At 36.1% G+C, this 23,066-nt stretch carries 26 protein-coding genes; 13 read left to right on the forward strand and 13 right to left on the reverse strand.

The genetic code is table 11. The annotated features are described in order from the left end of the window. Window positions 1-20 precede the first annotated feature (20 nt). The 4 genes from BMX24_RS17865 to BMX24_RS17880 all read right to left on the reverse strand — a co-directional run bounded on the left by BMX24_RS17865 (window position 21) and on the right by BMX24_RS17880 (window position 2,559). Entirely contained in the window at window positions 21-431 is a 411-nt protein-coding gene (locus tag BMX24_RS17865) for a curli production assembly/transport component CsgF (RefSeq protein ID WP_089795201.1), read from the reverse strand. An 11-nt stretch (window positions 432-442) separates the two neighbouring features. Further along, window positions 443-1,174, reverse strand: coding sequence for a CsgE family curli-type amyloid fiber assembly protein (locus BMX24_RS17870; protein ID WP_089795203.1), 732 nt, complete (start codon window positions 1,172-1,174; stop codon window positions 443-445). A 9-nt stretch (window positions 1,175-1,183) separates the two neighbouring features. Continuing rightward, window positions 1,184-1,579, reverse strand: a complete 396-nt coding sequence (locus tag BMX24_RS17875; protein ID WP_089795205.1) for a hypothetical protein — start codon at window positions 1,577-1,579, stop codon at window positions 1,184-1,186. A gap of 161 nt (window positions 1,580-1,740) precedes the next feature. Further along, a complete protein-coding gene (locus BMX24_RS17880; protein ID WP_089795207.1) occupies window positions 1,741-2,559 on the reverse strand; it encodes a hypothetical protein in 819 nt (272 codons plus the stop codon). Between the two features lie 540 nt (window positions 2,560-3,099). On the opposite strand from BMX24_RS17880, the gene BMX24_RS17885 reads away from it, so the two are divergent. From BMX24_RS17885 to BMX24_RS17900, 4 genes are read left to right on the forward strand one after another with little or no spacing between them, the layout of a single operon-like run. Next, the gene (locus BMX24_RS17885; protein WP_089795209.1) at window positions 3,100-3,726 is read left to right on the forward strand and encodes an NUDIX hydrolase; all 627 of its coding nucleotides are present in this window, start codon (window positions 3,100-3,102) and stop codon (window positions 3,724-3,726) included. A 27-nt stretch (window positions 3,727-3,753) separates the two neighbouring features. Continuing rightward, the gene (locus BMX24_RS17890) at window positions 3,754-4,560 is read left to right on the forward strand and encodes a lysophospholipid acyltransferase family protein (protein ID WP_089795211.1); all 807 of its coding nucleotides are present in this window, start codon (window positions 3,754-3,756) and stop codon (window positions 4,558-4,560) included. 14 nt (window positions 4,561-4,574) lie between these two features. After that, window positions 4,575-5,009, forward strand: a complete 435-nt coding sequence (locus BMX24_RS17895) for a hypothetical protein (protein ID WP_089795213.1) — start codon at window positions 4,575-4,577, stop codon at window positions 5,007-5,009. Window positions 5,010-5,017: 8 nt separating this feature from the next. Continuing rightward, window positions 5,018-6,355, forward strand: coding sequence for a UDP-N-acetylmuramate--L-alanine ligase (locus BMX24_RS17900; RefSeq protein ID WP_089795215.1), 1,338 nt, complete (start codon window positions 5,018-5,020; stop codon window positions 6,353-6,355). Between the two features lie 55 nt (window positions 6,356-6,410). Here the strand turns inward: BMX24_RS17900 and BMX24_RS17905 are convergent, their stop codons facing one another. The 4 genes from BMX24_RS17905 to BMX24_RS17920 form a co-directional block, all read right to left on the reverse strand. Continuing rightward, window positions 6,411-6,779, reverse strand: a complete 369-nt coding sequence (locus tag BMX24_RS17905; protein WP_228404910.1) for a RebB family R body protein — start codon at window positions 6,777-6,779, stop codon at window positions 6,411-6,413. 218 nt (window positions 6,780-6,997) lie between these two features. Continuing rightward, window positions 6,998-8,071 (reverse strand): type I restriction endonuclease, encoded by a 1,074-nt coding sequence (locus BMX24_RS17910; RefSeq protein WP_089795217.1) that lies wholly within the window; start codon window positions 8,069-8,071, stop codon window positions 6,998-7,000. Window positions 8,072-8,171: 100 nt separating this feature from the next. Beyond that, window positions 8,172-9,047 (reverse strand): aldo/keto reductase, encoded by an 876-nt coding sequence (locus BMX24_RS17915; protein ID WP_089795219.1) that lies wholly within the window; start codon window positions 9,045-9,047, stop codon window positions 8,172-8,174. A gap of 219 nt (window positions 9,048-9,266) precedes the next feature. Further along, entirely contained in the window at window positions 9,267-10,190 is a 924-nt protein-coding gene (locus BMX24_RS17920; RefSeq protein WP_089795221.1) for a LysR family transcriptional regulator, read from the reverse strand. A 191-nt stretch (window positions 10,191-10,381) separates the two neighbouring features. On the opposite strand from BMX24_RS17920, the gene BMX24_RS17925 reads away from it, so the two are divergent. The 4 genes from BMX24_RS17925 to BMX24_RS17940 all read left to right on the forward strand — a co-directional run bounded on the left by BMX24_RS17925 (window position 10,382) and on the right by BMX24_RS17940 (window position 12,776). Next, window positions 10,382-10,996 (forward strand): NAD(P)H-dependent oxidoreductase, encoded by a 615-nt coding sequence (locus BMX24_RS17925; protein ID WP_089795223.1) that lies wholly within the window; start codon window positions 10,382-10,384, stop codon window positions 10,994-10,996. After that, complete coding sequence (locus tag BMX24_RS17930) at window positions 10,996-11,283, forward strand: putative quinol monooxygenase (RefSeq protein WP_089795225.1); 288 nt, start codon at window positions 10,996-10,998, stop codon at window positions 11,281-11,283. The genes BMX24_RS17925 and BMX24_RS17930 overlap by 1 nt, the downstream gene beginning before the upstream one ends. Window positions 11,284-11,455: 172 nt before the next feature. Further along, window positions 11,456-12,208: a type 1 glutamine amidotransferase domain-containing protein gene (locus tag BMX24_RS17935; RefSeq protein WP_228404912.1), complete on the forward strand. Its 753-nt coding sequence runs from the start codon at window positions 11,456-11,458 to the stop codon at window positions 12,206-12,208. A 58-nt stretch (window positions 12,209-12,266) separates the two neighbouring features. Further along, entirely contained in the window at window positions 12,267-12,776 is a 510-nt protein-coding gene (locus tag BMX24_RS17940) for a PPC domain-containing DNA-binding protein (protein ID WP_228404914.1), read from the forward strand. Window positions 12,777-12,905: 129 nt separating this feature from the next. On the opposite strand, the gene BMX24_RS17945 is transcribed toward BMX24_RS17940, so the two are convergent. From BMX24_RS17945 to BMX24_RS17955, 3 genes are all read right to left on the reverse strand, one after another. Further along, window positions 12,906-13,349 carry a carboxymuconolactone decarboxylase family protein gene (locus tag BMX24_RS17945; RefSeq protein WP_089795228.1) on the reverse strand — a complete coding sequence of 148 codons (444 nt, stop codon included), beginning with the start codon at window positions 13,347-13,349 and terminating at the stop codon, window positions 12,906-12,908. A gap of 4 nt (window positions 13,350-13,353) precedes the next feature. Next, window positions 13,354-13,788, reverse strand: a complete 435-nt coding sequence (locus BMX24_RS17950) for a DoxX family protein (RefSeq protein WP_228404916.1) — start codon at window positions 13,786-13,788, stop codon at window positions 13,354-13,356. Window positions 13,789-13,851: 63 nt separating this feature from the next. Further along, window positions 13,852-14,424, reverse strand: a complete 573-nt coding sequence (locus BMX24_RS17955) for a Crp/Fnr family transcriptional regulator (RefSeq protein ID WP_089795232.1) — start codon at window positions 14,422-14,424, stop codon at window positions 13,852-13,854. A 65-nt stretch (window positions 14,425-14,489) separates the two neighbouring features. Here BMX24_RS17955 and BMX24_RS17960 point away from each other — a divergent pair, with 65 nt between their 5' ends. Further along, window positions 14,490-14,855 carry a DUF1304 domain-containing protein gene (locus BMX24_RS17960; RefSeq protein WP_089795234.1) on the forward strand — a complete coding sequence of 122 codons (366 nt, stop codon included), beginning with the start codon at window positions 14,490-14,492 and terminating at the stop codon, window positions 14,853-14,855. Between the two features lie 293 nt (window positions 14,856-15,148). On the opposite strand, the gene BMX24_RS17965 is transcribed toward BMX24_RS17960, so the two are convergent. Both BMX24_RS17965 and BMX24_RS17970 read right to left on the reverse strand, forming a co-directional pair. Next, the gene (locus BMX24_RS17965; protein ID WP_089795475.1) at window positions 15,149-15,616 is read right to left on the reverse strand and encodes a thioredoxin family protein; all 468 of its coding nucleotides are present in this window, start codon (window positions 15,614-15,616) and stop codon (window positions 15,149-15,151) included. Between the two features lie 204 nt (window positions 15,617-15,820). Continuing rightward, window positions 15,821-17,893 (reverse strand): TonB-dependent receptor plug domain-containing protein, encoded by a 2,073-nt coding sequence (locus BMX24_RS17970; RefSeq protein WP_089795235.1) that lies wholly within the window; start codon window positions 17,891-17,893, stop codon window positions 15,821-15,823. Window positions 17,894-18,014: 121 nt separating this feature from the next. On the opposite strand from BMX24_RS17970, the gene BMX24_RS17975 reads away from it, so the two are divergent. The 4 genes from BMX24_RS17975 to hppD all read left to right on the forward strand — a co-directional run bounded on the left by BMX24_RS17975 (window position 18,015) and on the right by hppD (window position 22,999). Further along, entirely contained in the window at window positions 18,015-19,202 is a 1,188-nt protein-coding gene (locus BMX24_RS17975) for a homogentisate 1,2-dioxygenase (protein ID WP_089795237.1), read from the forward strand. Window positions 19,203-19,426: 224 nt separating this feature from the next. Then, window positions 19,427-20,701 carry an acetyl-CoA hydrolase/transferase family protein gene (locus BMX24_RS17980; protein WP_089795239.1) on the forward strand — a complete coding sequence of 425 codons (1,275 nt, stop codon included), beginning with the start codon at window positions 19,427-19,429 and terminating at the stop codon, window positions 20,699-20,701. 142 nt (window positions 20,702-20,843) lie between these two features. Beyond that, window positions 20,844-21,623: a hypothetical protein gene (locus BMX24_RS17985; RefSeq protein ID WP_089795240.1), complete on the forward strand. Its 780-nt coding sequence runs from the start codon at window positions 20,844-20,846 to the stop codon at window positions 21,621-21,623. 245 nt (window positions 21,624-21,868) lie between these two features. Next, window positions 21,869-22,999 (forward strand): 4-hydroxyphenylpyruvate dioxygenase, encoded by a 1,131-nt coding sequence (hppD, locus tag BMX24_RS17990; RefSeq protein ID WP_089795242.1) that lies wholly within the window; start codon window positions 21,869-21,871, stop codon window positions 22,997-22,999. The last annotated feature ends 67 nt before the right edge of the window (window positions 23,000-23,066 follow it).

Genomic DNA, 23,066 nt, shown 5'->3' on the forward strand with positions numbered 1-23,066 from the left:
ATTAGTTTTTTAAATATTAATTATTTTGGAATAATCACTTCGGACTGATCTCCTGTAGCTGTGTCCAAAATATTAATCAGCAGTCCCTGAGCGGTAGTCGTGACCTGCAAATACATGGTTCCGAAAAGATAATTTCCGGGCTGTATGCTTCCCTCTCCGAACTGATCTTCAAACAATTTTCTGGATAATTCACTCAAAACCTGCCTGTTGAGACTATTGCTGAAACTGTCCAGAGAATTTAAATTATCAAGCAAACTGTCGTAATCATTTTTCTGATCAAACTGATTTTGCGCATTTGCAGAACTCAAAAGCCACTGATAATTGAAAGTATCCCCTCCGAATGCAGGGTTGAGCGGCTTATAAACGAGTTGCTGGGATTTTCCGAAGAACATTCCCGCGACAATGGTCAAAAAAATTACAAAAGTTTTCATGGCTGGCGTTTTTAGTAAATAAATTCATTTTTAATCAAGTTTTTCTTGGCGTTATAATCTTTGATATATTTTAAAGTATTGGTTAATTGTTCTTTCAGATAGTCTTCACTGGGATTGGTCATAAAGCTGTACACTACTTTGTCATCAATTTCGATATTGATCTGTCCGTTGGTACCGCGAACCGGAAGTTCGGAAATCGTAATGGCAGAATTATTCTTATCCTGACTCTGGCTGTATTGAATGTAAAAAAGGTCATAAAAATCTTTTCCTATCTTGCTTTTAGTTTCATCGATGGTTAGACCTTTCAGTTCATAAAAAACCTCTTCTTCTATTTTCGCTACTTTTTTCTTAAACAAATCACTGTTCAGCTCCAAACTGTCTTTTGCAATAAGTTTTTGAGTTTCTTCATCTTTTATATAAAGGAAAGCTTTTAAGGCATCTTTTTTTTCGAGGTTGACATTAATCTCCGATAAAACCTTCACTTCATTGGGATTCATTGAAAATTTTCCGCTCTGCTGATTGTTGGAAAGATTTCCGCTGCTGCCTTTTTTAATGGAAACTAAAAGATAATTAAGCTCTTTATAAATAGTAGTGCTGTTGCTTACAACCGCTTTTAATTTGATCTGATTTTCTACAAAACTGCTCTCGATCTTGGCTGTGACTTTTTTATCTTCTTGTGCATGCACCAGGGCCGACAAGAAGATAAAAAAAGTACACAAAATCAAAGAATATGAGTTTATCATAATGTTTTTTCAATAGTTTCTTACAAAAATGGTTTTATTATCACCTTTTACATGAATCTGCATTCCGTCTGAAATGCTGTTGCTTCCGGTGACATCGATAATATTGTTATTTCCCTGAGCAGAAATGGTGGTTTTGTTTTCCGTATCAGTAAATGAGTTGACAAAATAAAGCGTATTGTACTCTCCCAATTGTCTCACTGCAATATCAGTTTTGGCATTAATAGAAAGCTCCACACTGTTATTGTTCCCTATCTGAAGAATGTTGGGAGAAACAGACAGATCAGGATTTTGAACGGCAATAATATTCAGAATAGTATTACTGTTGATCTTTTCCCAATCAATCTGTTGTGCTTTCAAAGTGGTGAAAAGCAAAAGTGTAATGACACTCCATCCCAATTTAAACATGGTATTAATTTTTATTTAAAGTTAACTGATTGATGCACTGCATAAAACACGTTTAGCAGGTAGTGATAAAAAATCACTGTATTCAGGGATGCCTGAAAAAATAGCACTAAAGACAAAAAAGGAGAAGCAAAAGCCTCTCCTCCCTTCAAATTTCAGAAGTACTAATTTGATTGATTAACCATTAAAGAATTATTATTTCCAATTTGAGTTCCCACATGTACATGTGCGTCTCCACTTTGGCTTATTATTGCAATATTTCCGTCACCTACTTGGCTGTCTAATGCTGAGTTTCCGTCACCAATTTGTAATTGAACCAACAGGTTATCAGATCCTACCTGACCGCCTAAAGCTACGTTGTCATCACCCACCTGAACAGCAGCAGCAATATTATCATCTCCTACCTGAGCGTGTGTGGCACTGTTATCATTTCCTTGTTGGTATTGAACTAAAAGGTTATCATCTCCAATCTGCATTCCTACAGCATCATTTCTTCTGCCCAACTGAACCTGAGCTGAGGTATTGTCGTCACCCCATTGCAGAGAGGTAGCATTATTTCTTCTTCCATCCTGATATTGTACAGCAGTGTTGTCACTACCAAGCTGGATAGATAATACTTCGTTTCTTCTTCCCATTTGTGTTTGTTCTGTAGAGTTGAAAGCTCCGATCTGCCAAGTTGTAGCCTCATTTCTGTTTCCTTGTTGGCTTACTTCATTGGAGTTTCCGAGACCCAACTGATTGACATCTACCGAGTTTCTGTTTCCAATACTTTCAGCATCGTTGGTGTTCATAATACCGATCTGATCGATGTCTGCAGTGTTTCTGTTTCCGTCTTGTGTTAATTCATTAACATTCATAAGACCAGTCTGGTCTACAGTAGCGGTGTTCATGTTTCCAGTTTGAGTACTCATGTCGATATTTGCTTGCGCAAAAGTGAAACTCACGGCCATAAGTGTAAATACACTTGTAATAAAGTTTTTCATCTTAGTAAAAATTAATTGGTTAATAGTTGGACAAAGATAGAGGCAATATCAACTGTGCGAACCATGATAAAAGTGTAAATTTTCAAAATCACCAATTACAGTCTGAAATGTCACCATCTCCCGTTTTTGTGGTATCACCGGAATTGATTACGGGAAAGTACGGTAAGAGATGCGGGGTTCGGGGGTTGAGTTTCAGGGTCCGAGTTTCGAGTTTTGAGGGTCGGGGTTCGGGATTCGAGTTTAGAGTTTAGAGTTTAGAGTTTTTGACGTTAAGAGAATTATACTTTGTCATTTCTAATAAGAGTTTCAGAATATTCAACCAATAGTTTGTTTAAAATTTTATTGTTAAGATCTTTTCAAGATGACAAACTATGCAATCACTTATATTATTAATAAATAATTCATCTTAAAACTAAAAACTCTAAACAAGTAACATCTAGCAACTCGAAACTCAAAACTCTAAACTCTAAACTCGAATCCCGAACCCCGACCCTCAAAACCCAACCCTCGAATCTCAAAAGAAATTCTTAAATTTGAGATATGAGTTTTGGAAAAGATTTATTAAGGAAAATAAAAAGCGCCGAGTTACCCGGAGAAAATGCCCATGGAGTTTTTTCACCGCCGTATCGTCCCGTTTTTACGTATGAAGAAGCATTGGCTAATAATCCAAAATTTGCCGCTGTAAACATTATTTTATATTTAAAAAATGATGAATGGCATTTTCCATTAATTCAGAGGACAGTCAATGAGCACGACAGACATAGCGGACAAATCTCTTTACCCGGCGGAAAACGTGAAGAAATGGACAGAGATTTTGCTGAAACAGCCATTCGCGAAACTTCAGAAGAAATAGGAATCGAAAAACATTATGTGAGAATTATCAGGGAAATGTCTCCCATCTATATTCCGCCTAGTAATTTTTATGTGTATCCGTACATTTCATATACCAAGAAAAATCCACAGTTTATATTACAGCAGACCGAAGCCGTGGAAACTATAGAATTTCCGATCACCTGCTTTCTCAATCTGCCGGACAATCCCGAAATCATGGCTTTACCCAGCGCCGGAGGGAAAGAAGTGCCCGTTATCAATTTCAACGGATACATTATCTGGGGCGCTACAGCGATGATATTAAGCGAATTCAGCCAGTTGCTGAAAAAAATGTAACTTTGCACTATCGTGTTTAATTGAGAGATGGCGAAGAAAAATATTTTCACCGATGCATTCGGTACTCCTTATTTTTTAAAAAGGTTGATTATTTTTATTTTAGGAATTGTGTCTTACAGAAGATTCAATGGCTTTAATAAATTGAAAATAACCGGTACCGAACACCTTGTGGATCTTCCGGATTCCAATGTGCTGTTCGTATCAAACCATCAAACCTATTTTGCAGACGTGGCAGCAATGTACCATGCATTCTGTGCTGTAAACAACGGATATTTAAACACCATTAAAAACCCTATCTATCTGCTAAATCCCAAGATCGATTTTTATTACGTGGCAGCCGAAGAAACCATGAATAAAGGAATTCTTCCTAAAATTTTTAAAATTGCGGGCGCTGTAACGGTAAAAAGAACCTGGAGAGCTGAAGGCAAAAATGTCAACAGACTCGTAGATATGAGCGAGGTGGATAATATTATGAAAGCCTTAGACAACGGCTGGGTAGCGACTTTCCCTCAGGGTACTACTGCAGCATTTGCGCAAGGAAGAAGAGGCACGGCAAAATTAGTCAAAAACCAGCGCCCGATTGTGATTCCGATTAAAATCAACGGATTCCGAAGAGCGTTCGACAAAAAAGGCCTCCGTGTAAAGGTAACAGGCGTAAAACCTACCATGGAGTTTAAAGCACCTCTTGAGATAGATTATGACAAGGAAAATGCTCATGAAATCTTATTGAAAATCATGACTGCCATTGAGCAGACAGAAGATTTCAACCTACTACACAATTATGATGAAGAACTTAAAGCTAAAAAATTAGAACAAAAGGACTCCAATAATTAAAGTAGAATAAAATTATGAAAAGAATAATAGGGATCTTATTCGCAATCATAGTATTAGTTTCATGTAACAGCCAGAAAGTATATTCGGATTTTGAGATCAGCTATTCCAAAAGCGGAGGTTATGCTCCGGTCTATGAGAATTTGCTCATCAATGGCAACAATGCACACTATTCTTTCGAAGGGCAGGGAAAAAAATATAAGAAAGATTTTAAAATCTCAGAAGACGATCTTACAAAACTAAACAATACGCTTTCCCAGAACAATTTCAGGAAAATAGAGGAAGACCGTAAAAAATTGTACGACAATATTACTACTTCCATCAACATAAAAAAAGGTCCTAATGAAGGCAGTAAAACCGATGCCAGCTTGATTATGCCCAATTATAAAACAAACTGGGAAAACATCACCAAAGCCTTTCAGGAGATCATTAATAATAATGTAAAAAAATAACAGATAAGTTGAAGACCCATTTCATTGCTATCGGCGGAAGTGCCATGCATAATCTTGCCATTGCGTTAAAAGACAAAGGATATCAGGTGACAGGTTCGGATGATGCTATTTTCGAGCCATCAAAATCCAGGTTGGAAAATAAAGGAATTTTACCCGCAGAAATGGGTTGGTTCCCCGAAAAAATCACTTCGGATATTGATGCCGTCATTCTCGGAATGCACGCTCATCAGGACAATCCCGAGTTGGCAAGAGCAAAAGAATTGGGTTTAAAAATATATTCTTATCCCGAATTCTTATACGAGCAGTCTAAGGATAAAACAAGAGTCGTAATCGCCGGCTCACATGGGAAAACGACCATCACTTCCATGATTCTTCATGTCCTGAATTTTCATCAGAAAGATGTAGATTTTATGGTGGGCGCACAGCTGGAAGGTTTCGATTGTATGGTAAAACTTACTCAGGATAACGATTTTATGGTGTTGGAAGGTGACGAATATCTTTCCTCTCCTATCGACCTGCGTTCAAAATTTTTACTGTATCAGCCGAATATTGCTTTAATGAGCGGAATTGCCTGGGATCATATTAATGTTTTCAAAACTTTTGATGATTATGTAGAGCAGTTCAGAAAATTTGTGGCAAGCATTACTCCCGGCGGAATTTTGGTCTACAATGAAGAAGATGCAGAAGTGGTAAAAGTAGTGGAAGGAGCTGAAAATTATTTCAGAAAAATTCCTTACAAAACTCCAGAATATGAAATCATTAACGGAAAAGTTCACCTAAAAACAGAAATGGGCGATGTTCCGCTTTCGGTTTTCGGTGCGCACAACCTTTTGAATATGGAAGGTGCGAGACATATCTGCCATACCTTGGGAATTATGGATGAGGATTTCTATGAAGCGATCATGAGTTTTAAAGGTGCTTCAAAACGTCTTGAAAAAGTAGAGAGAGAAGATAAAGGAACGCTTTACAAAGATTTTGCTCACGCGCCAAGTAAGGTAAAAGCAACGGTAAAGGCTTTCCAGGAACAGTTTAAAAATGAAAAAAAATACGGTTTCCTTGAGCTTCACACCTATTCGAGCTTAAATCCTGTTTTCCTTGAACAATACGATCATGCGATGGACGGGCTGGATGAAGCTATCGTTTTCTATTCTGAAGATGCCTTGAAAATCAAAAGAATGGAGCCGATTTCTCCTGAACTGATCAAAGAAAAATTTAAAAATGAAAGTTTAAAAGTTTTTACCAGCGCTGAAGATCTTCACGCTTACTGGAATACGTTGGATAAAACTCAAGGGGTTTATCTGATGATGAGTTCCGGAAACTTTGGCGGGCTGGATTTAACGAAATAATTTTCAATCTATACAAAATAAAACTCCTTTCAGAACTGAAAGGAGCTTTTTATTTTTATTTCTCATCTTTATTATCATTCTCAGGTTGCTTATTTTCAAGCTGAGTCGGTGCCAATCTGACATTTCCGGGATTCAAAATTTTATCAATGTAAACGGTATCTGTAAGAGTATTTATACTGTAAATCTGCATAACACCTTGGTTCGCCGCTGCCTGTCCTAAGATATTCAGATTATTTTGATTACTCACTGAATTTTGGTACATAATCCCAGTGGAATGGGCAGCATTCTGATACAAAAGTGTCGTGGAATAGGCAGAAACTTCCATTATGGTATTTCCGCTTGACTGACCGGCTTGTTCTATTTGCTCGTTCGACGCTTCGGGTAAAGCATTTTCGGCTGGTTTTTTGTCTTTTTCTGAGTTCATGATTTTAGTTTTTTAGATTTAAATAAAGTTAAGGCATATTTTAATTAAAATCAATAAAGTCATAATTAAATTCCCGTTTCCTTAATTCTTTATAATTTTTTTTCATTTCCGTATCAAGCTTTTCTCTTGTGTAAGAAAATGTGCTTTAATTGTCATGAGATCATGGATTATTTTAAATATTAAAGGCTGAACCTAAATTCAACCTTTAAAATTAATTATTATTCGTAATTTTTTAATGTAGATAATAATTCTGATTTATGATTATATATATCATCTAAACTATTTAACAACTTTTTCTCTCCACTATCCTTCCCATTCTGAAATAATTCAATATACTTATTGGAAGAATTAAAATGTAATCGACAAATTGGCTTACGATTATTATCATCTAATAAAATTCCAAAATAAGATTGCGTGTCTCTAAAAGCAATTCTTGTTGCAGGTAAAACTTCTCTCAAAATAGCTTTTACAATCTGTGATCCTTCTATTTCTTCTTCTGTTGTAATAAATTTCGGAGTATCAACATTTTCATCAATAGCCGGAGCCTTATCTTTTTCTTTAGATGGAACAATATCATTCATATTTAAAGCATTCTTTAATCTAAAGCTAATAGATTCATTGATTGAATTTGAAAATGCCTTCTTAGTATACTCTCTGAAAGTAGCAAGCCTAATTGCAGTGATTGGTTTATCAAAAAATTTACTCACCAAAAGCTTTACCATCTCATCTGTAGGATTTTGTAATTCTTTTTCAAATTCACTACGAATAGCTTTTATATATTTTAAATCTTCGGCAGAATCTAAAATACTTTCTAAATTATAACCATTTTTTGTGAAATTTTCTAAAATCTTTAAACTTGAATCTTTTAAATTTGACAAATCTAAAGTAAAAAACGGTTTCTCATCCATGATGTTAGGCTTCTCCAGATCGGCATAAAAATTATATATATGACCATTTGTCAACACTCCAAAACGGGCTTTGGATACATGATAATATCTGTGAAGTTGTGAATTATGTGCATCGGCACTTTCTTTCCAGTGCTTACATTCAATAATTAAAATAGGCTCATTATCCTTTTTAATTACATAATCAACTTTTTCGCCTTTCTTAGTACCTATATCACAGATAAATTCTGGAATTACTTCAGTTGGGTTAAAAATATCATACCCTAAGATTTGTATGAAAGGCATTACAAAAGCATTTTTAGTAGCCTCTTCCGTATTAATTTGATCTTTTAAAGAATCTACACGCTGGTGTAATTGTTCTAGTTTTAATTTTAAATCTGTCTCCATGGTTATTGTATAAAGTTTTCAATGATTATTATCTGTACATCATAAAAATACAGTTTTTGGTTCTTAATATATATTTATTAGTTTTTTTAATAATTGTAAGTTAAATATCTGCAACAGAATTCAACATTTTCTGTTCCCAAGTCGGATCTTTCGGATCAAAAAACAGTCTTTTTCCTGTATCCAGAGAACGGACAACGTTCATTTCGTCTTCTGTTAATTCAAAATCAAAAACATTGAAATTTTCTTCAATTCTGGATGGCGTCACAGATTTTGGGATCACGCAGAATCCTTCCTGCAAATGCCATCTCAGAATCACCTGAGCAACAGTTTTGTTGTATTTGGAAGCAATTTCTTTTAATTTATCATTATCTAAAAGTCCGGTATTTCCGTTTCCAAGCGGGCTCCAAGGTTGCGTAACAATATTATTTTCCCTGTCGTACACCTGAAGTTCCTTTTGCTGGAAAATAGGATGCAGCTCAATCTGATTGATCACAGGCAAAACCTTTGAATTTTCCTTCAATTCTTCCATTTTTTCGATGGTAAAATTGCACACTCCGATTGCCTTGATTTTCCCTTCATGATACAATTCCTCCAATGCCTTCCACGCACCTAAAAAATCCCCGAAAGGCCAGTGAAGAAGGTACATGTCAAGATAATCCAGCTGCAGTCTGTCCAATGTTCTCTGGAAGGCACTTTTCGCTTTTTCATACCCGTGATCCTGAACCCACAGTTTTGAAGTAATGAACAGTTCTTCTCTGTCTACTCCGCTATTTTTCACCGCATTTCCAACTGCCGTTTCGTTGAGGTAAATAGAGGCCGTATCAATCATTCTGTATCCCACTTCAATGGCTTTGATTACTGCATTTTCACATTCCTGCAAATCTTCCATCTGCCAAACTCCGAAGCCCAACGCCGGAATATCTACTCCATTATTCAAACGGATTACAGGCTGTCCCGTATATGTTTTTTGTTGCATAGTTTTTATTTTATTTTTATAGTTAAACAAATTTCTGATAAAATTTTGAGATTTTCGGTTACCAATTTTACGGAATTTTAAAGTTTAAAGTAATATATTTAAGTTATTAACTACCCCGTCTTTTTGCTTCGCAAAAATCCACCCCTTCAGAGAAGGGGAATTACCGTATCTCTAATACTAACTTCTAACCTCTAACCTCTAACCTCTAACCTCTAATTTCTAACTTCTAACTTCTAATCTTTCTTTATTGCCCATCATTTTTCTGAACAAGCCTTTGATATGGTCGATTTCTTCATGATACATTGTATTTTTACGGCAACCGAAATACAATGTGTTTTCCAATTTCTTTTCACCTTCCCAGATCAGTTTTATTTCTCCGTTGTCAATTTCATTTTTGCATAAAAAATCAGGAACGACGGCTAATCCGGCTCCCCCTTTCAGGCAACGGATGATCGAATTTAAATTCGGAACGATATAATTCGGCCGGAAATTAGGTTTATGCCCAAAATTCAAAATCCAGAACTGGAAAAGATGCTCCATATCTCCCGTTGTTCCGTACCATTTTTCCTGTTTCAGCCATTCTTCAGCGTGTTCTATCCCTTTTGAATTCAGGGTTTCAAGAAAACTTCCCGTGTCAACATCTTTTCCGCCAACCAAAATAATCTGTTCGGATGAAAAAGCTTCATGTAAAATATTAGGTGAAGTGCCTTTTTTTGGTGTAATTATTAAATCTAAAATCCCTTTATCTAACTGATCCAGCATTTCGGGATATTCCCCAAAACTGATGATTAAATTAAAAGGAAGCGTTGAAACATACTGCTCCAAAGTCGTCTGAAAAGTTTCAAAACACATTCCCACACTGATCGTCGGTGTATGTTTTTCCGTAGATTTCTGAAAATTTTTCTCCACATCTTCCAACTTCGTCAACGGCTCGGAAATCGCATTGAATAACACTTTTCCTCTCTCCGTAGGAATCATTTTCCTTCCGGTTCTGTCGAATAGCTTGTACCCGACATAGGCTTCCAGAGAGCCCAAATGCAGACTCACGCCCGGCTGAGAAATAAACAAAGCATCCGCCGCTCCCGTTAACGTTCCGGTTTTATAAATAGCTTTAAAAGTACGGTACCATTCTAAATTAACCATAATTTGAAATTTTAATTTGTGAATTGTCAGTTTGCTTCGTAGTGAAAATTGACAAGTAAAACGAATTGACAATTCACCATTCACTTTTTAATCTATCACAATTCTGATACAAATGTATAAATTATATTATTTTAATTATACAAAAATCACACCTAACTTTGCAGAGTAAAATGTAAACAATCATAAAAACAATGAAAAAAGTATTAATCATCAACGGTGGACAAAACTTCGGACATTCCGGAGGAAAATATAATCAGACAATTGCTGAAAATACATTGGAAGTTTTAAAAGGCTTTGAGAATGTAGAAGTTAAAATCACAAATGTAGATAACGGCTACAACAGTAATGAAGAAGTTGAAAAGTTTGTCTGGGCAGATTATATCATTTACCACACACCAATCTGGTGGTTCCAATTGCCAAATGGTTTGAAAAAATATATCGATGAAGTTTTCACGGCGGGCCATGCAAAAGGAATTTATATGAGTGATGGCAGAACGGCAGAAAATCCTAAAATCAATTACGGAACCGGAGGAATGCTTGGCGGAAGAAAATATATGGTAACCACAAGCTGGAATGCACCGGAAACAGCATTTACCCTTCCGGGAGAATTCTTCATGGAAACAAGTGTAGATGATGGGCCATTATTTGGATTCCATAGAATGAACGCCTTTGTATCTTTAGAAAAAATGGAAAGTTTTCACTTTCATGATGTAGAAAAAAATGCGAATATTGAACGCGATATGAAACTCTACAGAGAACATCTTACTACAGTTTTTGAAAAAGAATTAAAACCACAATTAGCCTAATGAAAATTTATCTTACTGCCATCATCAACGCAAAAGAAGAGTACAGAAACGAAGTTTTGGAGGTTCTTCAAAATATGGTCAAAGAAACACGAAAAGAAGAAGCCTGCGAATTGTACACCCTCCACCAGGGAATCGAAAACAAAAACCAATTCGTTTTCTACGAAATCTGGAAAAGTGAAGAAGGTTTGGCGCAACACAACCAACAGCCCTATATTCAAGCTTTTGGAGCTTTGGTTGATGAAAAATTACAGGAAAAACCACAGATTTATTTAACTGAAATTATTTAATAATTAATAAATATTTTTTAACCACAAAAGAAGCAAAAGATTTCAATACTTTATAAGATCTTAAAAGCGGACAAAATTAAAATATAATATTTTATGTATTTTTAAAATCCTGTTTTAAGTCAATTCATTTGCTTCTTTTGTGGTTAAAAAAATAATATAACTCATTAAAATCATGAAAAAATTAGCACTTTTAATCCTTACTTTATTCACAATAGGATTCATTCAGGCTCAAACCAAAAAATCTAAAAATATGAAAAAGAAAATTTTATTTGTAGTCACCAGTCATGACAAAAAAGGTGATACGGGCGAAAGTACAGGATATTATCTCGGCGAAGTTTCGCATCCTTGGGAGGTTCTTCACAATGCAGGGTACGAAATCGATTTTGTAAGTCCGAAAGGCGGAACTCCTCCCGTTGACGGATTTGATTTGAAAGATCCCGTGAACAAAGAATTCTGGGAAAATACAGAATATAAAAATAAAATTGATAACTCCATGAAGCCGTCTCAGGTCAATCCCAATGACTATTCTACCATATTTTATGCAGGAGGTCACGGCGCGATGTGGGATCTGGCCGATAATACCGAATTGGCTTCCATCGCTTCAAAAATTTACGAAAACGGAGGAATTGTAGCCGGAGTTTGCCACGGACCTGCAGGTTTGGTGAATATTAAATTGAATAACGGGAAATATTTGGTTGACGGAAAAAAAATCAACGCATTTACCAATGAAGAAGAATCTGAAGTTAAATTAACGAATGTAGTTCCTTTCCTTTTGGAAGATAAACTGAAAGAAAGAGGGGCAAAATTTGAAAAATCAGGACTTTGGCAGAATCATGTGGTGAGTGATCAGCGAGTGATTACAGGTCAAAATCCTCAGTCTGCTAAAAGTGTCGGAGAAGCTATTTTGAAAGAATTAAATAAATAATAATTGATTAATCGCTGAATTGGTGTAAAAATTTCATTCTTAAAGCAAATACAGTTGTATGAATTTATTGAAAACATTCACTTTATTAATTACAATTTTTATGATGAATACTTTTTCAGCACAACAAAAAGACACTTGCCGCTATATCAAAACACCGACCGGGTATTTGATGGTGCTTCGACAAGGTGATGATGTCATTGCCCATCTGGAAAATATGGCAAAAACCGAAAATATGCCTTCTGCAAGTTTTTCAGGAATCGGCTTTGCATCGGACGTTACGTTTGGATTTTATGATTTTAATGCGAAAAAATTTAATCCAAAAACATTCAACAAAGTCGAAATGGGAAGCCTGACCGGATCAATTGCATGGAATGAAAAAGGTCCGTCAATTCATGTTCACGGCGTGGCGACAGATGATAAGTTCAATGCTTATGGCGGACATATTTTGGATCTTCATGTAGGAACCGGCTCGATGGAAATTTATGTAACGGTGCATGATCAAAAATTAGAACGAAAAGTCGAACAACCTTTAAATGCCAATGTTTTGCAGCTGAATTGTCTTAAATAAATTATTCATTAAAATTCAATTAATCATTAAAATTGTTTCATTACTATACTTACGATGACAATATAATAAAGCGCTTCTCAAAATCTGAGAAGCGCTCTTTGTAAATAACTTTAAAATAGATAGTTGAGTTTATTTTGCAATAGGCAAATGGGTACTCACGCCAATTCTGTTCCAGGCATTGATCGTGATAATGGCCATGATGATCTGTGCAATTTTCGCTTCGTCAAAAAGCTGTTTTGCTTTATAATACGTTTCGTCTGTTAGTCCTTTTTGGCTGATCAAAGTGATTTCTTCAGTCATTTGCAACAATACCTGTTCTTCTTCCGTGAAAAAATCTTTAGCTTCTCTCCATGCATTTAAAAGGAAAATTCTTTGAGGAGTTTCACCGTATTTCAAAGCATCCTTCGTGTGCATATCGATACAGAAGGCACATCCGTTGATCTGTGAGGCTCTGATTTTTATTAATTCTTTCTGAGTGTGGTTTAAAGAAGTCGTCTGAAGATATCCTTCCAATCCCAATAACGCTTTATAAGCTGCGGCATCCGTAGTTGCCATGTTGAATCTTGTGCTCATAATATTATAAATTTTTAGTTAAATTATCTATTGTTAATGAATATTTTTCCTGACTTGCCAATAAAAACGCCCCCGCACTTCCTATCCAAACCGAATAATCTAAAGGAGCTTTTATTCCTAATGAAAGGGTCATTGACAAGGCAAAAATCAACAGCAGGAAACCCGCTCCGTAGGCTGCCATTTTAGTTTTAAATCCAAAAATCAGCATCAAAGGAAAAAGTATTTCAAAAAAAGTTGCGAAATAAGCAGAAAGTGAGCTTAAAATATCCGGCAAAAAAGAGGTTATCTGTTTTGTATATTTTTCAAAATTTTCCCAGTTTCCCCAAGCCGAATTTTTGCCCCAAAATCCAAACCGATCCGCTACTGCAGAAAGCATGGTTACAGCAAGAGCCAGCCTTAAAAATAACTGCGGAAATTGTATGTCTTTTTTGTCTGCCATGTCATTTGTTTTTATTAACATGGCAAAGTTGCGACTTATGAATTGTAAAAATCTTAAACTGGTTTAAGAACGTAATTTTGCTCTTATTTCACTTAAATATTCAGGGGTGAAACCTAAAAAAGAAGCAATTAAATATTGTGGAATTCTCTGAATAAATCCCGGATACTGCGTGCTGAACTGCATATACAATTCTTCTCTGGAAAACTCGTATAAATAACGTATCCTTCTTTCCGAAGCGGCGTAAGCTCTCTGATAAATCATTCTGAAATATCGCTCCATCATAGGATGTTTTTCTAACAAAAGCTCCTGGGAATGAAAATCAATAACTAAAATAATAGAACGTTCAACAGCCTGAACACTGAAATTCGACTTGGTCTGTCTTTCGTAAGCAAAAGTATCTGTAATCCACCAATTTTCTATGGCAAAATCCGTTGTCTGCTCTACTCCTTTTTCGTTGATAAAAAATTTTCTGAGACAACCCTTCAGTACAAAAAACATTGATTTGCAGACTTCACCTTCAAGCATCAGATTCTGTTTTTTCTTTACTTCCATCACCTGAAAAAAAGAAAGGACAGAAGCCAATTCTTCGTCATTAATGCTGATAAATTTATCCAAATGTGCCTTGAAAGTTTCCATTTTTGAAATTGATTAACCAAACTTAACTTTATTTTTTTAGTTTTACAACGACAAAACATTAAATCATGGAAATCGTTGCAAAAATTTTGATCGCAGTTGTAGCTATTGAGCATATTTACATTCTCTGGATGGAAATGTTCGCATGGGAAACCAAAGGAAAGGAAGTTTTCAAATCGGCGCTGCCTGCGGAAATGTTTAAGCCAACAAAAGGTTTGGCGGCTAATCAAGGGCTTTACAATGGTTTTCTGGCTGCTGGATTGATCTGGTCTTTCTTCATTGAAGATCCGAAATGGCAGACCAATATCGCTTTGTTTTTCCTGATCTGTGTGGCTGTGGCGGGAATTTATGGCGCAGTTTCGGCAACTAAGAAAATATTTTTCGTTCAGGCTTTGCCGGCTATTTTAGCGATAATTGCAGTTATTTTAAGATAATTTATTAGAAGCTATTTCCCGCTTTCCACTGTATCTTTTGGGTTACGGTCTCCGCTTCACTCCGACCGCAACCAAAAAGGATGTCGTTCCAATCGGGGCTAGGGTTGCAGTCCACTATATAAGCATTTGAAATACTCCCTAAATTTCTTTTTCTAATTCGAATCTTTTCATGCTGTTTTCTCAATACTATCCTTGGATCCTTTCAGGATGACAAACTTTGTTGAAATAAACTAAAAGACTAAAGAAGTATTAAAAAGATCTGTATAATCCGCAAAATCTGCGAGAGAAAACAATCACAAAGCAGAAATCTCCTTCAATTTCTTCTTCATTTCATCAGGCTTAAACTTCCCCTCATGATAATAAACCAAATTCTGATCTTTATCTAAAATAATCCACAGCGGATAAATAGGCTGATTTTTATTCTTCGATAAAGCCAAAGCCAGCTCATGAATCCCGGAATTTCCATTAGGCAGATAACTAAAATCCTGCCCCTGAAAACTGATTTTTTCTTTTGTTTTCTCAGCTTCGAAATTGATCAGATAAAAGCTTTCATTAAGCATTTTCACCAGATCTTTATCTTTTTTTAATTGGAAAGATTCAATCTTGCAGACCGAACACCAGTCGGTAAAAATGTGAATAATTGTCGGTTTCGGATTTTCTTTCTGATAAGTTTCAATATCCGAAAAAGTGCCTGTTTTCATCTGTGAAAGACAAAAACAAGGCACCAACATTAAAAATAAAAATATCGTTAAAAGTCTCATTTTTTTAGATTTTATTTTATTGTTTCCGATTTTTTTAACGCAAAGTTTTAATTTATCTGAATTTATGAAAGTGTGCAAAGTTGAATCAACAAGTTGATTTGATGAAGCGGTCAATTCAAGCTTCGCGTAGCAAATTTATTTGCCTTTACCTTCTAAAAATTATCGTTTTTAATATAAATCTTTGCGTTAAAATATTTAAATCTATTATTTCAAAATATATTTCACACCCAGAAATCCTCTTATTTTCTGCATCGGAGCATATCCGTAAGTGGTATCAAAAGTATAATGATAAGGATTGCTGACAGGATCATCAACATACTTATCAAATGGGTCAAACGGTCGCATCAGGGGATCTTTCGGCGTGAAATTGAACAGATTTTTGATTCCGCAATACACCTCAAATCCCGATTTGAAACTCTTCGAAACCTGAATATTGGCTAATGAATAGAACGGAGAATATTCCGGTCGGTAATCATTCGGTAAAACAGGCAGTCGCATCGGGCCGTAAAACTGTCCCGTAAAATCTATGGCTAAATTATTCGGGAATTTATACGTCAAATTATACGTTCCGCTCCATTTCGGGGCATGAAGCTGCTGTGATTTTTCATTGGTTCCGTCAAATTTCTGATACACATCCAGATACGTTATTCCCAGATTGATGCTTAACGGAAAACTAAAATTATAATCCACATTCAATGAAGCACCCCTTGAAATTCCGTAGCCGTGAAGATTATCATAAATAATTTTCTCCGGATCGGTATCAAAATCACCGACAATTTTATTGCTGAAATACGTGTAAAAAGCAGACGCATCCAGATTAATCATCCTGTCTCCAACAGGAATTTTCCATACATAATTCAAATTTCCGTTGATGGATTTTTCCGGTTTTAAATTTGATTTAATCACCACCTCACGCGAACCAGTCAGTGCCGCATGATCTTCCGTAAACAGATTCACCACCCGGAAACCTGTTCCAAAATTAAATCGCAACGTATGATAAGGATTGGGAGAGAATTTCCATGCAAAACGCGGAGAATGTACGGAATGATGGATTTTATCATAATCAAATCTGTACCCCAGCAACAATGTATTTTTTTCGTTAATTTCCCATTGATCCTGAATAAATGCCCCAAAAATCGGCGACCTCATCGGTTCATTCGTGAAACCATCCGCAGACAAAGTTCCCGGTGTGTTGTCATCATAAAAGGTTTTTTTGAAAGTCAGCCCCAGTATCAGATCGTGGTTTCCCAGTTTTTTATCCCAATACGTCTGTGCAAAAGCCACTTTCTGCGTTGCCATAAAAGGATTACTCCCATAAAAAGAATTCTGATCATGAAAATTATAGGAAAACTGGGTGATGATATTTTCTTTCAAAGGCCATTGATATACCCCAAAAGCCTCTACTCTATTGGTATAAATGCTTTCTCCGTATACTTCATTGCTGCCGCGATAGGTTTTATTCCACTGCATTTCTCCGCCGAAACGGTCTTCATACAAATATCTTAAAGCAAAACTTGCCTGCCTGTTTTCTTTTCTTTGGAAATTCCATTTATTAAAAACTGAAATTCTGTTTTGTAATGCTGCATCGGTGAAATTGTCTTTATTAAAATCAAATTTCTTTTCAAAGCTGTAATAATTTAAGCTTAATAATGAAGCTGCATTTTTTCCCAGATTAAATTTCGTTGAAAGATCAACATTATTTTCGCTCCAGGTACTCGTCATGAGGTCAACGCTTAATTTTGGGGCAGTCAGGGCATTTTTAGTAATAATATTGATGACTCCACCCATCGCTTCAGAACCGTAAATGGAGGAAGCAGGCCCTTTCACTACTTCAATTCTGTCAACCAGACTATTTGGAATTCCGCTCAAACCGTACACCGTGGAAAGTGAGCTTACGATCGGCATCCCGTCAATCAAAATCATGGTGTAAGGCCCTTCCAGACCGTTGATGTGAATGTCTCCTGTGTTACAAACCGAGCAATTGAGTTGTGGTTTTACGCCATTGACCATCGAAATGGCTTCAAAAATATTGGGAGTCGGATTTTTCTGAAAAAATTTCTGACTGTATATTTCCACTGCAACCGGGCTTTTTGATTTGCTTATAGGCTTTATCGTTCCGGTAATGACAACATCATCGATAACTTTGGTTTTGATTTCTTTTTTGTCTGAAACGCTCACCGAATCAAGTTTTTTAGATTGATTTAAGCCTAAGCTGTCCGTTTCTTGTGAAAAACAGTAACCGAAAAAAAAGATTGCAGAAAGTAATATTCGCCTCATGAAATTAAAATTGTTAGACAAAACTAACATTTATTTTTAGAATAACAAAACCGGATGATAAATATTGTTAAAATGAATTCGTGAAAAATTATTAAATTTGAGAAACTTCATATCAAGTAAAATGAGATACCACCAGTCGGGAAATATCCCACAAAAAAGACATACGATTTTCAAATCTCCTGAAGATAAATTTTACTATGAACAGCTTTTCGGAACGGAAGGTTTTCATGGAATTTCTTCATTATTGTACCATATTCACCGCCCGACTCAGATCAAGTCAATCGGTGAACCGAAAGATGTAACACCGAAAATTGCGGTTGATAAAAACGTAACTCCAAGAATGTTTAAAGGAATGAATGTCACTCCTGAAGACGATTTTATGGACAGCCGTAAGTTTTTGATGGTAAACAATGATCTGAAAATGGGATTGTCGAAGCCTAGAAAATCTATGGACTATTTCTACAAAAATGCTGAATGTGACGAGCTTTTGTATGTTCATCAGGGAAGCGGGGTTTTAAAAACTTTTGTAGGAAATTTAGACTTTTTCATTGGTGATTATTTAATTATTCCGAGAGGAACTATTTACCAAGTTGAATTACATTCTGATGACACTGTTTTCTTCGTCCTGGAAAGCCACTCACCGATCTACACTCCAAAAAGATACAGAAACGAATTCGGACAATTGCTGGAACATTCGCCATTCTGCGAGAGAGACATCATTGCACCGACTTTCGTTGAGCCAAAAGACGAAAAAGGTGAATTTTTAATTAAAGTAAAAAAAGAAAATCAGATCACAGATTTCATCTACGCGACGCATCCATTCGATGTTGTAGGTTGGGACGGGTATTTTTATCCTTATAAATTTAATATCAAAAATTTCGAGCCGATTACAGGGAGAATTCACCAACCACCGCCGGTTCACCAGAATTTTGAAGGACACAATTTTGTGGTTTGCTCGTTCTGTGCAAGAATGTACGACTATCATCCGATGGCTATTCCTGCGCCTTACAATCACTCAAACATTGATTCTGATGAAGTTTTATTCTACACAGAAGGTGACTTTATGAGCCGTAATCATATTGATTTAATGGACTTTACGCTTCACCCGGGAGGAATCGTTCACGGACCTCATCCAGGTGCGATGGAAAGAAGTATCGGTAAAAAATTCACTGAGGAATATGCCGTAATGGTAGATCCTTTCCGTCCTTTGAAAATTACGGAAGAAGCTTTGAAAGTGGAAGATCCATCGTACAAAACTTCATGGCTGGAAGATCAGGATAAAACAATGGAAGACCGTTCACAGGAATAATTTTAAAATATAATTTTAAAAATATAAAGGCGTTTAATGTAAAATATTTAACCTAAGGTTTTTGAAAAATACAAAGAGGACTCAATGTACTGCATTCAGTCCTTTTTTTCTTGGAAATCATTAAAACATGACAAAAATAAGTTTGGATTTGAAGGAAATACAGGTAAGATGAATTATCTTTAAATCAGGGAAAATCATAAAAATATTTATAAAAAAGTTTGAATATGTATAATTATATCAGTGCAGAAGAAGCTATTTATACCATAAAAAGCGGAAACCGGGTTTTCTTTCACGGAAGCGCGTGTACTCCGAATTATTTAATTGATGAACTCGCGAGACAGTCTCACCGACTCGACCATATAGAAATGGTTTCCATTACCCAACAGGGAAATGTGGAAATTGCCAAACCGGAATACAAAGACAAGTTTTTTATAAACTCACTGTTTGTTTCAGGGCCGGTGCGCGATGCGGTAAACTCCGAAAGAGGAGATTTTGTTCCTGTATTTTTAAGTGAAATTCCGATTTTATTCAGAAAAAATATTTTGCCGCTTGATGTGGCTTTAATTACTGTTTCTCCGCCTGACAAACATGGTTTTTGTACATTAGGAACTTCTGTAGACGTAGCAAGGTCTGCCGTGGATACTGCAAAAATAATAGTCGCAATCGTGAATCCCCTGATGCCGAGAACTCATGGTGACGGAATGCTTCACATCAGCAAAATCCATAAGTTGGTTTGGCATGAAGAAGAGCTTCCGACCGTGGATTACGGTGCAAAAGTGGGTCCCGAAGAAATGGAAGTAGGCAAAAATGTAGCAGAACTTATCGAAGACAGATCCACTCTTCAGATGGGTATCGGGACAATTCCGGATGCAGTTTTAAAATGTCTCGGAAACCATAAAGACCTTGGTGTTCACACCGAAATGTTGAGCGACGGCGTGGTCGATTTGATTCAAAATGATGTCATCAATAATAAATACAAAGGCTATCACAACAATAAAACCATTACAAGTTTCTGTTTCGGAACCCGCAAACTCTATGATTATGTGGATGATAACACGGTTTTTGCCTTTAATGATGTAAGTGCGGTCAATTTTCCTATTAATATCATGAGGAACAAAAAAATGGTGGCCATCAATTCTGCCATTGAAATTGACCTTACAGGACAGGTTTGCGCAGATTCCATCGGAACCATGCAGTACAGCGGAATCGGCGGACAAATGGATTTCATGAGAGGAGCCGCATTGAGCGAAGATGGAAAACCCATTATTGCCATCACTTCCAGAACGAAAAAAGGCGTATCGAGAATCGTCCCTTTCCTGAAACAGGGGGCAGGAGTTGTCACGACCAGAGGGCACATTCATTATGTGGTTACGGAATACGGAACGGCTTATCTCTACGGTAAAAATCTGCGTCAGAGGGCACAGGAATTAATCAGTATTGCCCATCCCGACGACAGGGAAATGCTAGAAAGAGCCGCTTATGAAAGATTTAAACATTAATAGAGTTTGGCATTAAAGTTTTTCATTAATAATTTCTGTTTAATCTAAAAAAAACGTACTTTTAATTTAACATAAAGAAATAGTAAAAACCTCTCAAGCTTTTGGCAGTATATTTGATCAAGAGCTTTTTAAACATTGGAAATTGAAGACTATATATAATTCGATACGGGAAGAAGTTGTAAAACATTCTAAGGTGAAGAATTCGGTTTTGGGGAATGTGAATGAATGGAAAAGAAGTCATTATATTATTCTTTCCGAAATCATAAAAGAAGAATTATCTGAAGCTGAGGAACTAAAAGGCGGAAAAAAATTCGAGATAGGAAGTACTATTTCGCACGTCACGCTGCAACGTTTTTTTGAAAATGACTACCAGGACAAAACCCACAATGACCTACGTTTTTTAAAAACATTAGATAAAATCTGCATCTTTTTAGGGTATAAAGATTTAAATGCTTATATCCAGTTTGTAAAAGAAAAAAAACAGGATAACGAAAAGAGCAATAATGAAAAATTCCTGCAGATGGTCTACGACTATTGTGCAACGGTTTTCGAGTTTTACAAACAATTTCCCAATCATAAGACAGAGCTATTCAAAGATCTTGTTTTTGATGAGTCTCCTTTTCTGGAAAGGGCTTCACAGTTCAGTAAAGAATTGTGTGACAGAGACTTTCAGCTCGTGACGAAAAACAACAGATCCAACTACGAAGTTTTTGACATCAACATCGTAACGGATGAACCGGATAAAAAGATCCTCGAATCCCAGGAATTCTGGAATCTTCTATTCAAAGTGGGAGAAACTGGAGAAGAACATTTTGTGAATCAGCTCAACACCCAGATTTATTTCATCCGCAAGATAGATAATGTCTGGAAGATATGGGACAATTATAACCCTGATGCAGGGAGGTTAAACAATATAAAATAATTCACACAATAAGGAAAGCCGTAAAAAATTCTACGGCTTTCTTGTTTCGAAATATTTTTTTTTCACTTGTCTTGTAATACAAAAATATAAATCTTAGTCACAACATAATAAACTTAACCATACTTAAATGAACTTTTCTTTAAATCTATGTTAAACTTAGCTAACGATTGTTCGTGAATATTTTTCCTATTAGTAAGAAATTCGTAATTTGCATACCCATAAATATAAAAGTAAAAATAGAAAATATGTCAACACTTACATTTGCCGAAAAAATTGCTCAAGCAGAGAATTTTTTACCGATCAACGGTACAGATTATATTGAGTTTTATGTAGGAAATGCTAAACAGGCTGCTCATTACTACAAAACCGCTTTCGGTTTTCAGTCTGTGGCTTATGCCGGTCCGGAAACAGGAGTGAGAGATCGTGCATCTTATGTTCTTCAGCAGGGGAAAATAAGACTGGTTCTTACAACAGGACTAAAGTCTGATTCACCTATCAACGAACACGTAAAAAAACACGGTGACGGAGTGAAAATTTTGGCACTTTGGGTAGATGACGCATACAAAGCTTTCGAAGAAACTACAAAAAGAGGTGGAAAACCATATCTTGAACCTGTAACCCTGACTGACGAAAACGGTGAAGTAAGAATGTCCGGAATTTATACCTACGGAGAAACTGTTCACATGTTTGTAGAAAGAAAAAATTACACAGGACCTTTCATGCCTGGCTACGAAAAGTGGGAAAGCGATTACAAGCCTGAAGATGCAGGTCTTTTGTATGTAGACCATTGCGTAGGAAACGTAGACTGGAACAGAATGATTCCAACGGTAGAATGGTATGAAAAAGTAATGGGATTCGTAAATATCCTTTCATTCGACGACAAGCAGATCAACACAGAATATTCTGCTTTGATGTCTAAAGTAATGTCAAACGGAAACGGATACGCAAAATTTCCTATCAACGAGCCTGCAGAAGGTAAAAAGAAATCTCAGGTAGAAGAATATCTGGATTTCTACGAAGGTGAAGGTGTACAGCACATTGCAGTAGCTACAAAGGATATCATCCACACCGTAACAGAATTGAAAAAACGTGGTGTAGAATTCCTTTCTGCTCCGCCGGAAGCTTATTACGAAATGGTTCCTGAAAGAGTGGGCCACATCGATGAAGATATTAAAAAACTTCAGAGCTTAGGTATCCTTATCGATCACGATGAAGAAGGATATTTATTACAAATCTTTACAAAACCTGTAGAAGACCGTCCTACTCTATTCTTTGAAATCATTGAAAGACACGGGGCTCAGAGCTTCGGTGCAGGTAACTTTAAAGCGTTGTTCGAAGCATTGGAAAGAGAACAGGAAAAAAGAGGAAATCTTTAATTTTTTAACTATAATATAGAGTTTTGTCAGGATGAAATGTCTTGACAAAACTTTTTATAAAAACACA

The sequence above is a fragment of the Chryseobacterium wanjuense genome (assembly GCF_900111495.1).
Classification (GTDB): Bacteria; Bacteroidota; Bacteroidia; order Flavobacteriales; family Weeksellaceae; genus Chryseobacterium; species Chryseobacterium wanjuense.

Excerpts from the sequence above, each read along its gene's own strand:
- BMX24_RS17950 (WP_228404916.1), bottom strand. The coding sequence starts at position 13,788 with ATGGCAGACAAAAAAGACATACAATTTCCGCAGTTATTTTTAAGGCTG.
- BMX24_RS17920 (WP_089795221.1), bottom strand. The coding sequence starts at position 10,190 with ATGGTTAATTTAGAATGGTACCGTACTTTTAAAGCTATTTATAAAACC.
- hppD (WP_089795242.1), top strand. The coding sequence starts at position 21,869 with ATGTCAACACTTACATTTGCCGAAAAAATTGCTCAAGCAGAGAATTTT.
- BMX24_RS17970 (WP_089795235.1), bottom strand. The coding sequence starts at position 17,893 with ATGAGGCGAATATTACTTTCTGCAATCTTTTTTTTCGGTTACTGTTTT.
- BMX24_RS17910 (WP_089795217.1), bottom strand. The coding sequence starts at position 8,071 with ATGGAGACAGATTTAAAATTAAAACTAGAACAATTACACCAGCGTGTA.
- BMX24_RS17945 (WP_089795228.1), bottom strand. The coding sequence starts at position 13,349 with ATGAGCACAAGATTCAACATGGCAACTACGGATGCCGCAGCTTATAAA.
- BMX24_RS17975 (WP_089795237.1), top strand. The coding sequence starts at position 18,015 with ATGAGATACCACCAGTCGGGAAATATCCCACAAAAAAGACATACGATT.
- BMX24_RS17870 (WP_089795203.1), bottom strand. The coding sequence starts at position 1,174 with ATGATAAACTCATATTCTTTGATTTTGTGTACTTTTTTTATCTTCTTG.
- BMX24_RS17895 (WP_089795213.1), top strand. The coding sequence starts at position 4,575 with ATGAAAAGAATAATAGGGATCTTATTCGCAATCATAGTATTAGTTTCA.
- BMX24_RS17880 (WP_089795207.1), bottom strand. The coding sequence starts at position 2,559 with ATGAAAAACTTTATTACAAGTGTATTTACACTTATGGCCGTGAGTTTC.
- BMX24_RS17955 (WP_089795232.1), bottom strand. The coding sequence starts at position 14,424 with ATGGAAACTTTCAAGGCACATTTGGATAAATTTATCAGCATTAATGAC.
- BMX24_RS17915 (WP_089795219.1), bottom strand. The coding sequence starts at position 9,047 with ATGCAACAAAAAACATATACGGGACAGCCTGTAATCCGTTTGAATAAT.
- BMX24_RS17890 (WP_089795211.1), top strand. The coding sequence starts at position 3,754 with ATGGCGAAGAAAAATATTTTCACCGATGCATTCGGTACTCCTTATTTT.
- BMX24_RS17875 (WP_089795205.1), bottom strand. The coding sequence starts at position 1,579 with ATGTTTAAATTGGGATGGAGTGTCATTACACTTTTGCTTTTCACCACT.
- BMX24_RS17965 (WP_089795475.1), bottom strand. The coding sequence starts at position 15,616 with ATGAGACTTTTAACGATATTTTTATTTTTAATGTTGGTGCCTTGTTTT.
- BMX24_RS17935 (WP_228404912.1), top strand. The coding sequence starts at position 11,456 with ATGAAAAAATTAGCACTTTTAATCCTTACTTTATTCACAATAGGATTC.
- BMX24_RS17905 (WP_228404910.1), bottom strand. The coding sequence starts at position 6,779 with ATGAACTCAGAAAAAGACAAAAAACCAGCCGAAAATGCTTTACCCGAA.
- BMX24_RS17930 (WP_089795225.1), top strand. The coding sequence starts at position 10,996 with ATGAAAATTTATCTTACTGCCATCATCAACGCAAAAGAAGAGTACAGA.
- BMX24_RS17980 (WP_089795239.1), top strand. The coding sequence starts at position 19,427 with ATGTATAATTATATCAGTGCAGAAGAAGCTATTTATACCATAAAAAGC.
- BMX24_RS17885 (WP_089795209.1), top strand. The coding sequence starts at position 3,100 with ATGAGTTTTGGAAAAGATTTATTAAGGAAAATAAAAAGCGCCGAGTTA.
- BMX24_RS17865 (WP_089795201.1), bottom strand. The coding sequence starts at position 431 with ATGAAAACTTTTGTAATTTTTTTGACCATTGTCGCGGGAATGTTCTTC.
- BMX24_RS17960 (WP_089795234.1), top strand. The coding sequence starts at position 14,490 with ATGGAAATCGTTGCAAAAATTTTGATCGCAGTTGTAGCTATTGAGCAT.
- BMX24_RS17940 (WP_228404914.1), top strand. The coding sequence starts at position 12,267 with ATGAATTTATTGAAAACATTCACTTTATTAATTACAATTTTTATGATG.
- BMX24_RS17925 (WP_089795223.1), top strand. The coding sequence starts at position 10,382 with ATGAAAAAAGTATTAATCATCAACGGTGGACAAAACTTCGGACATTCC.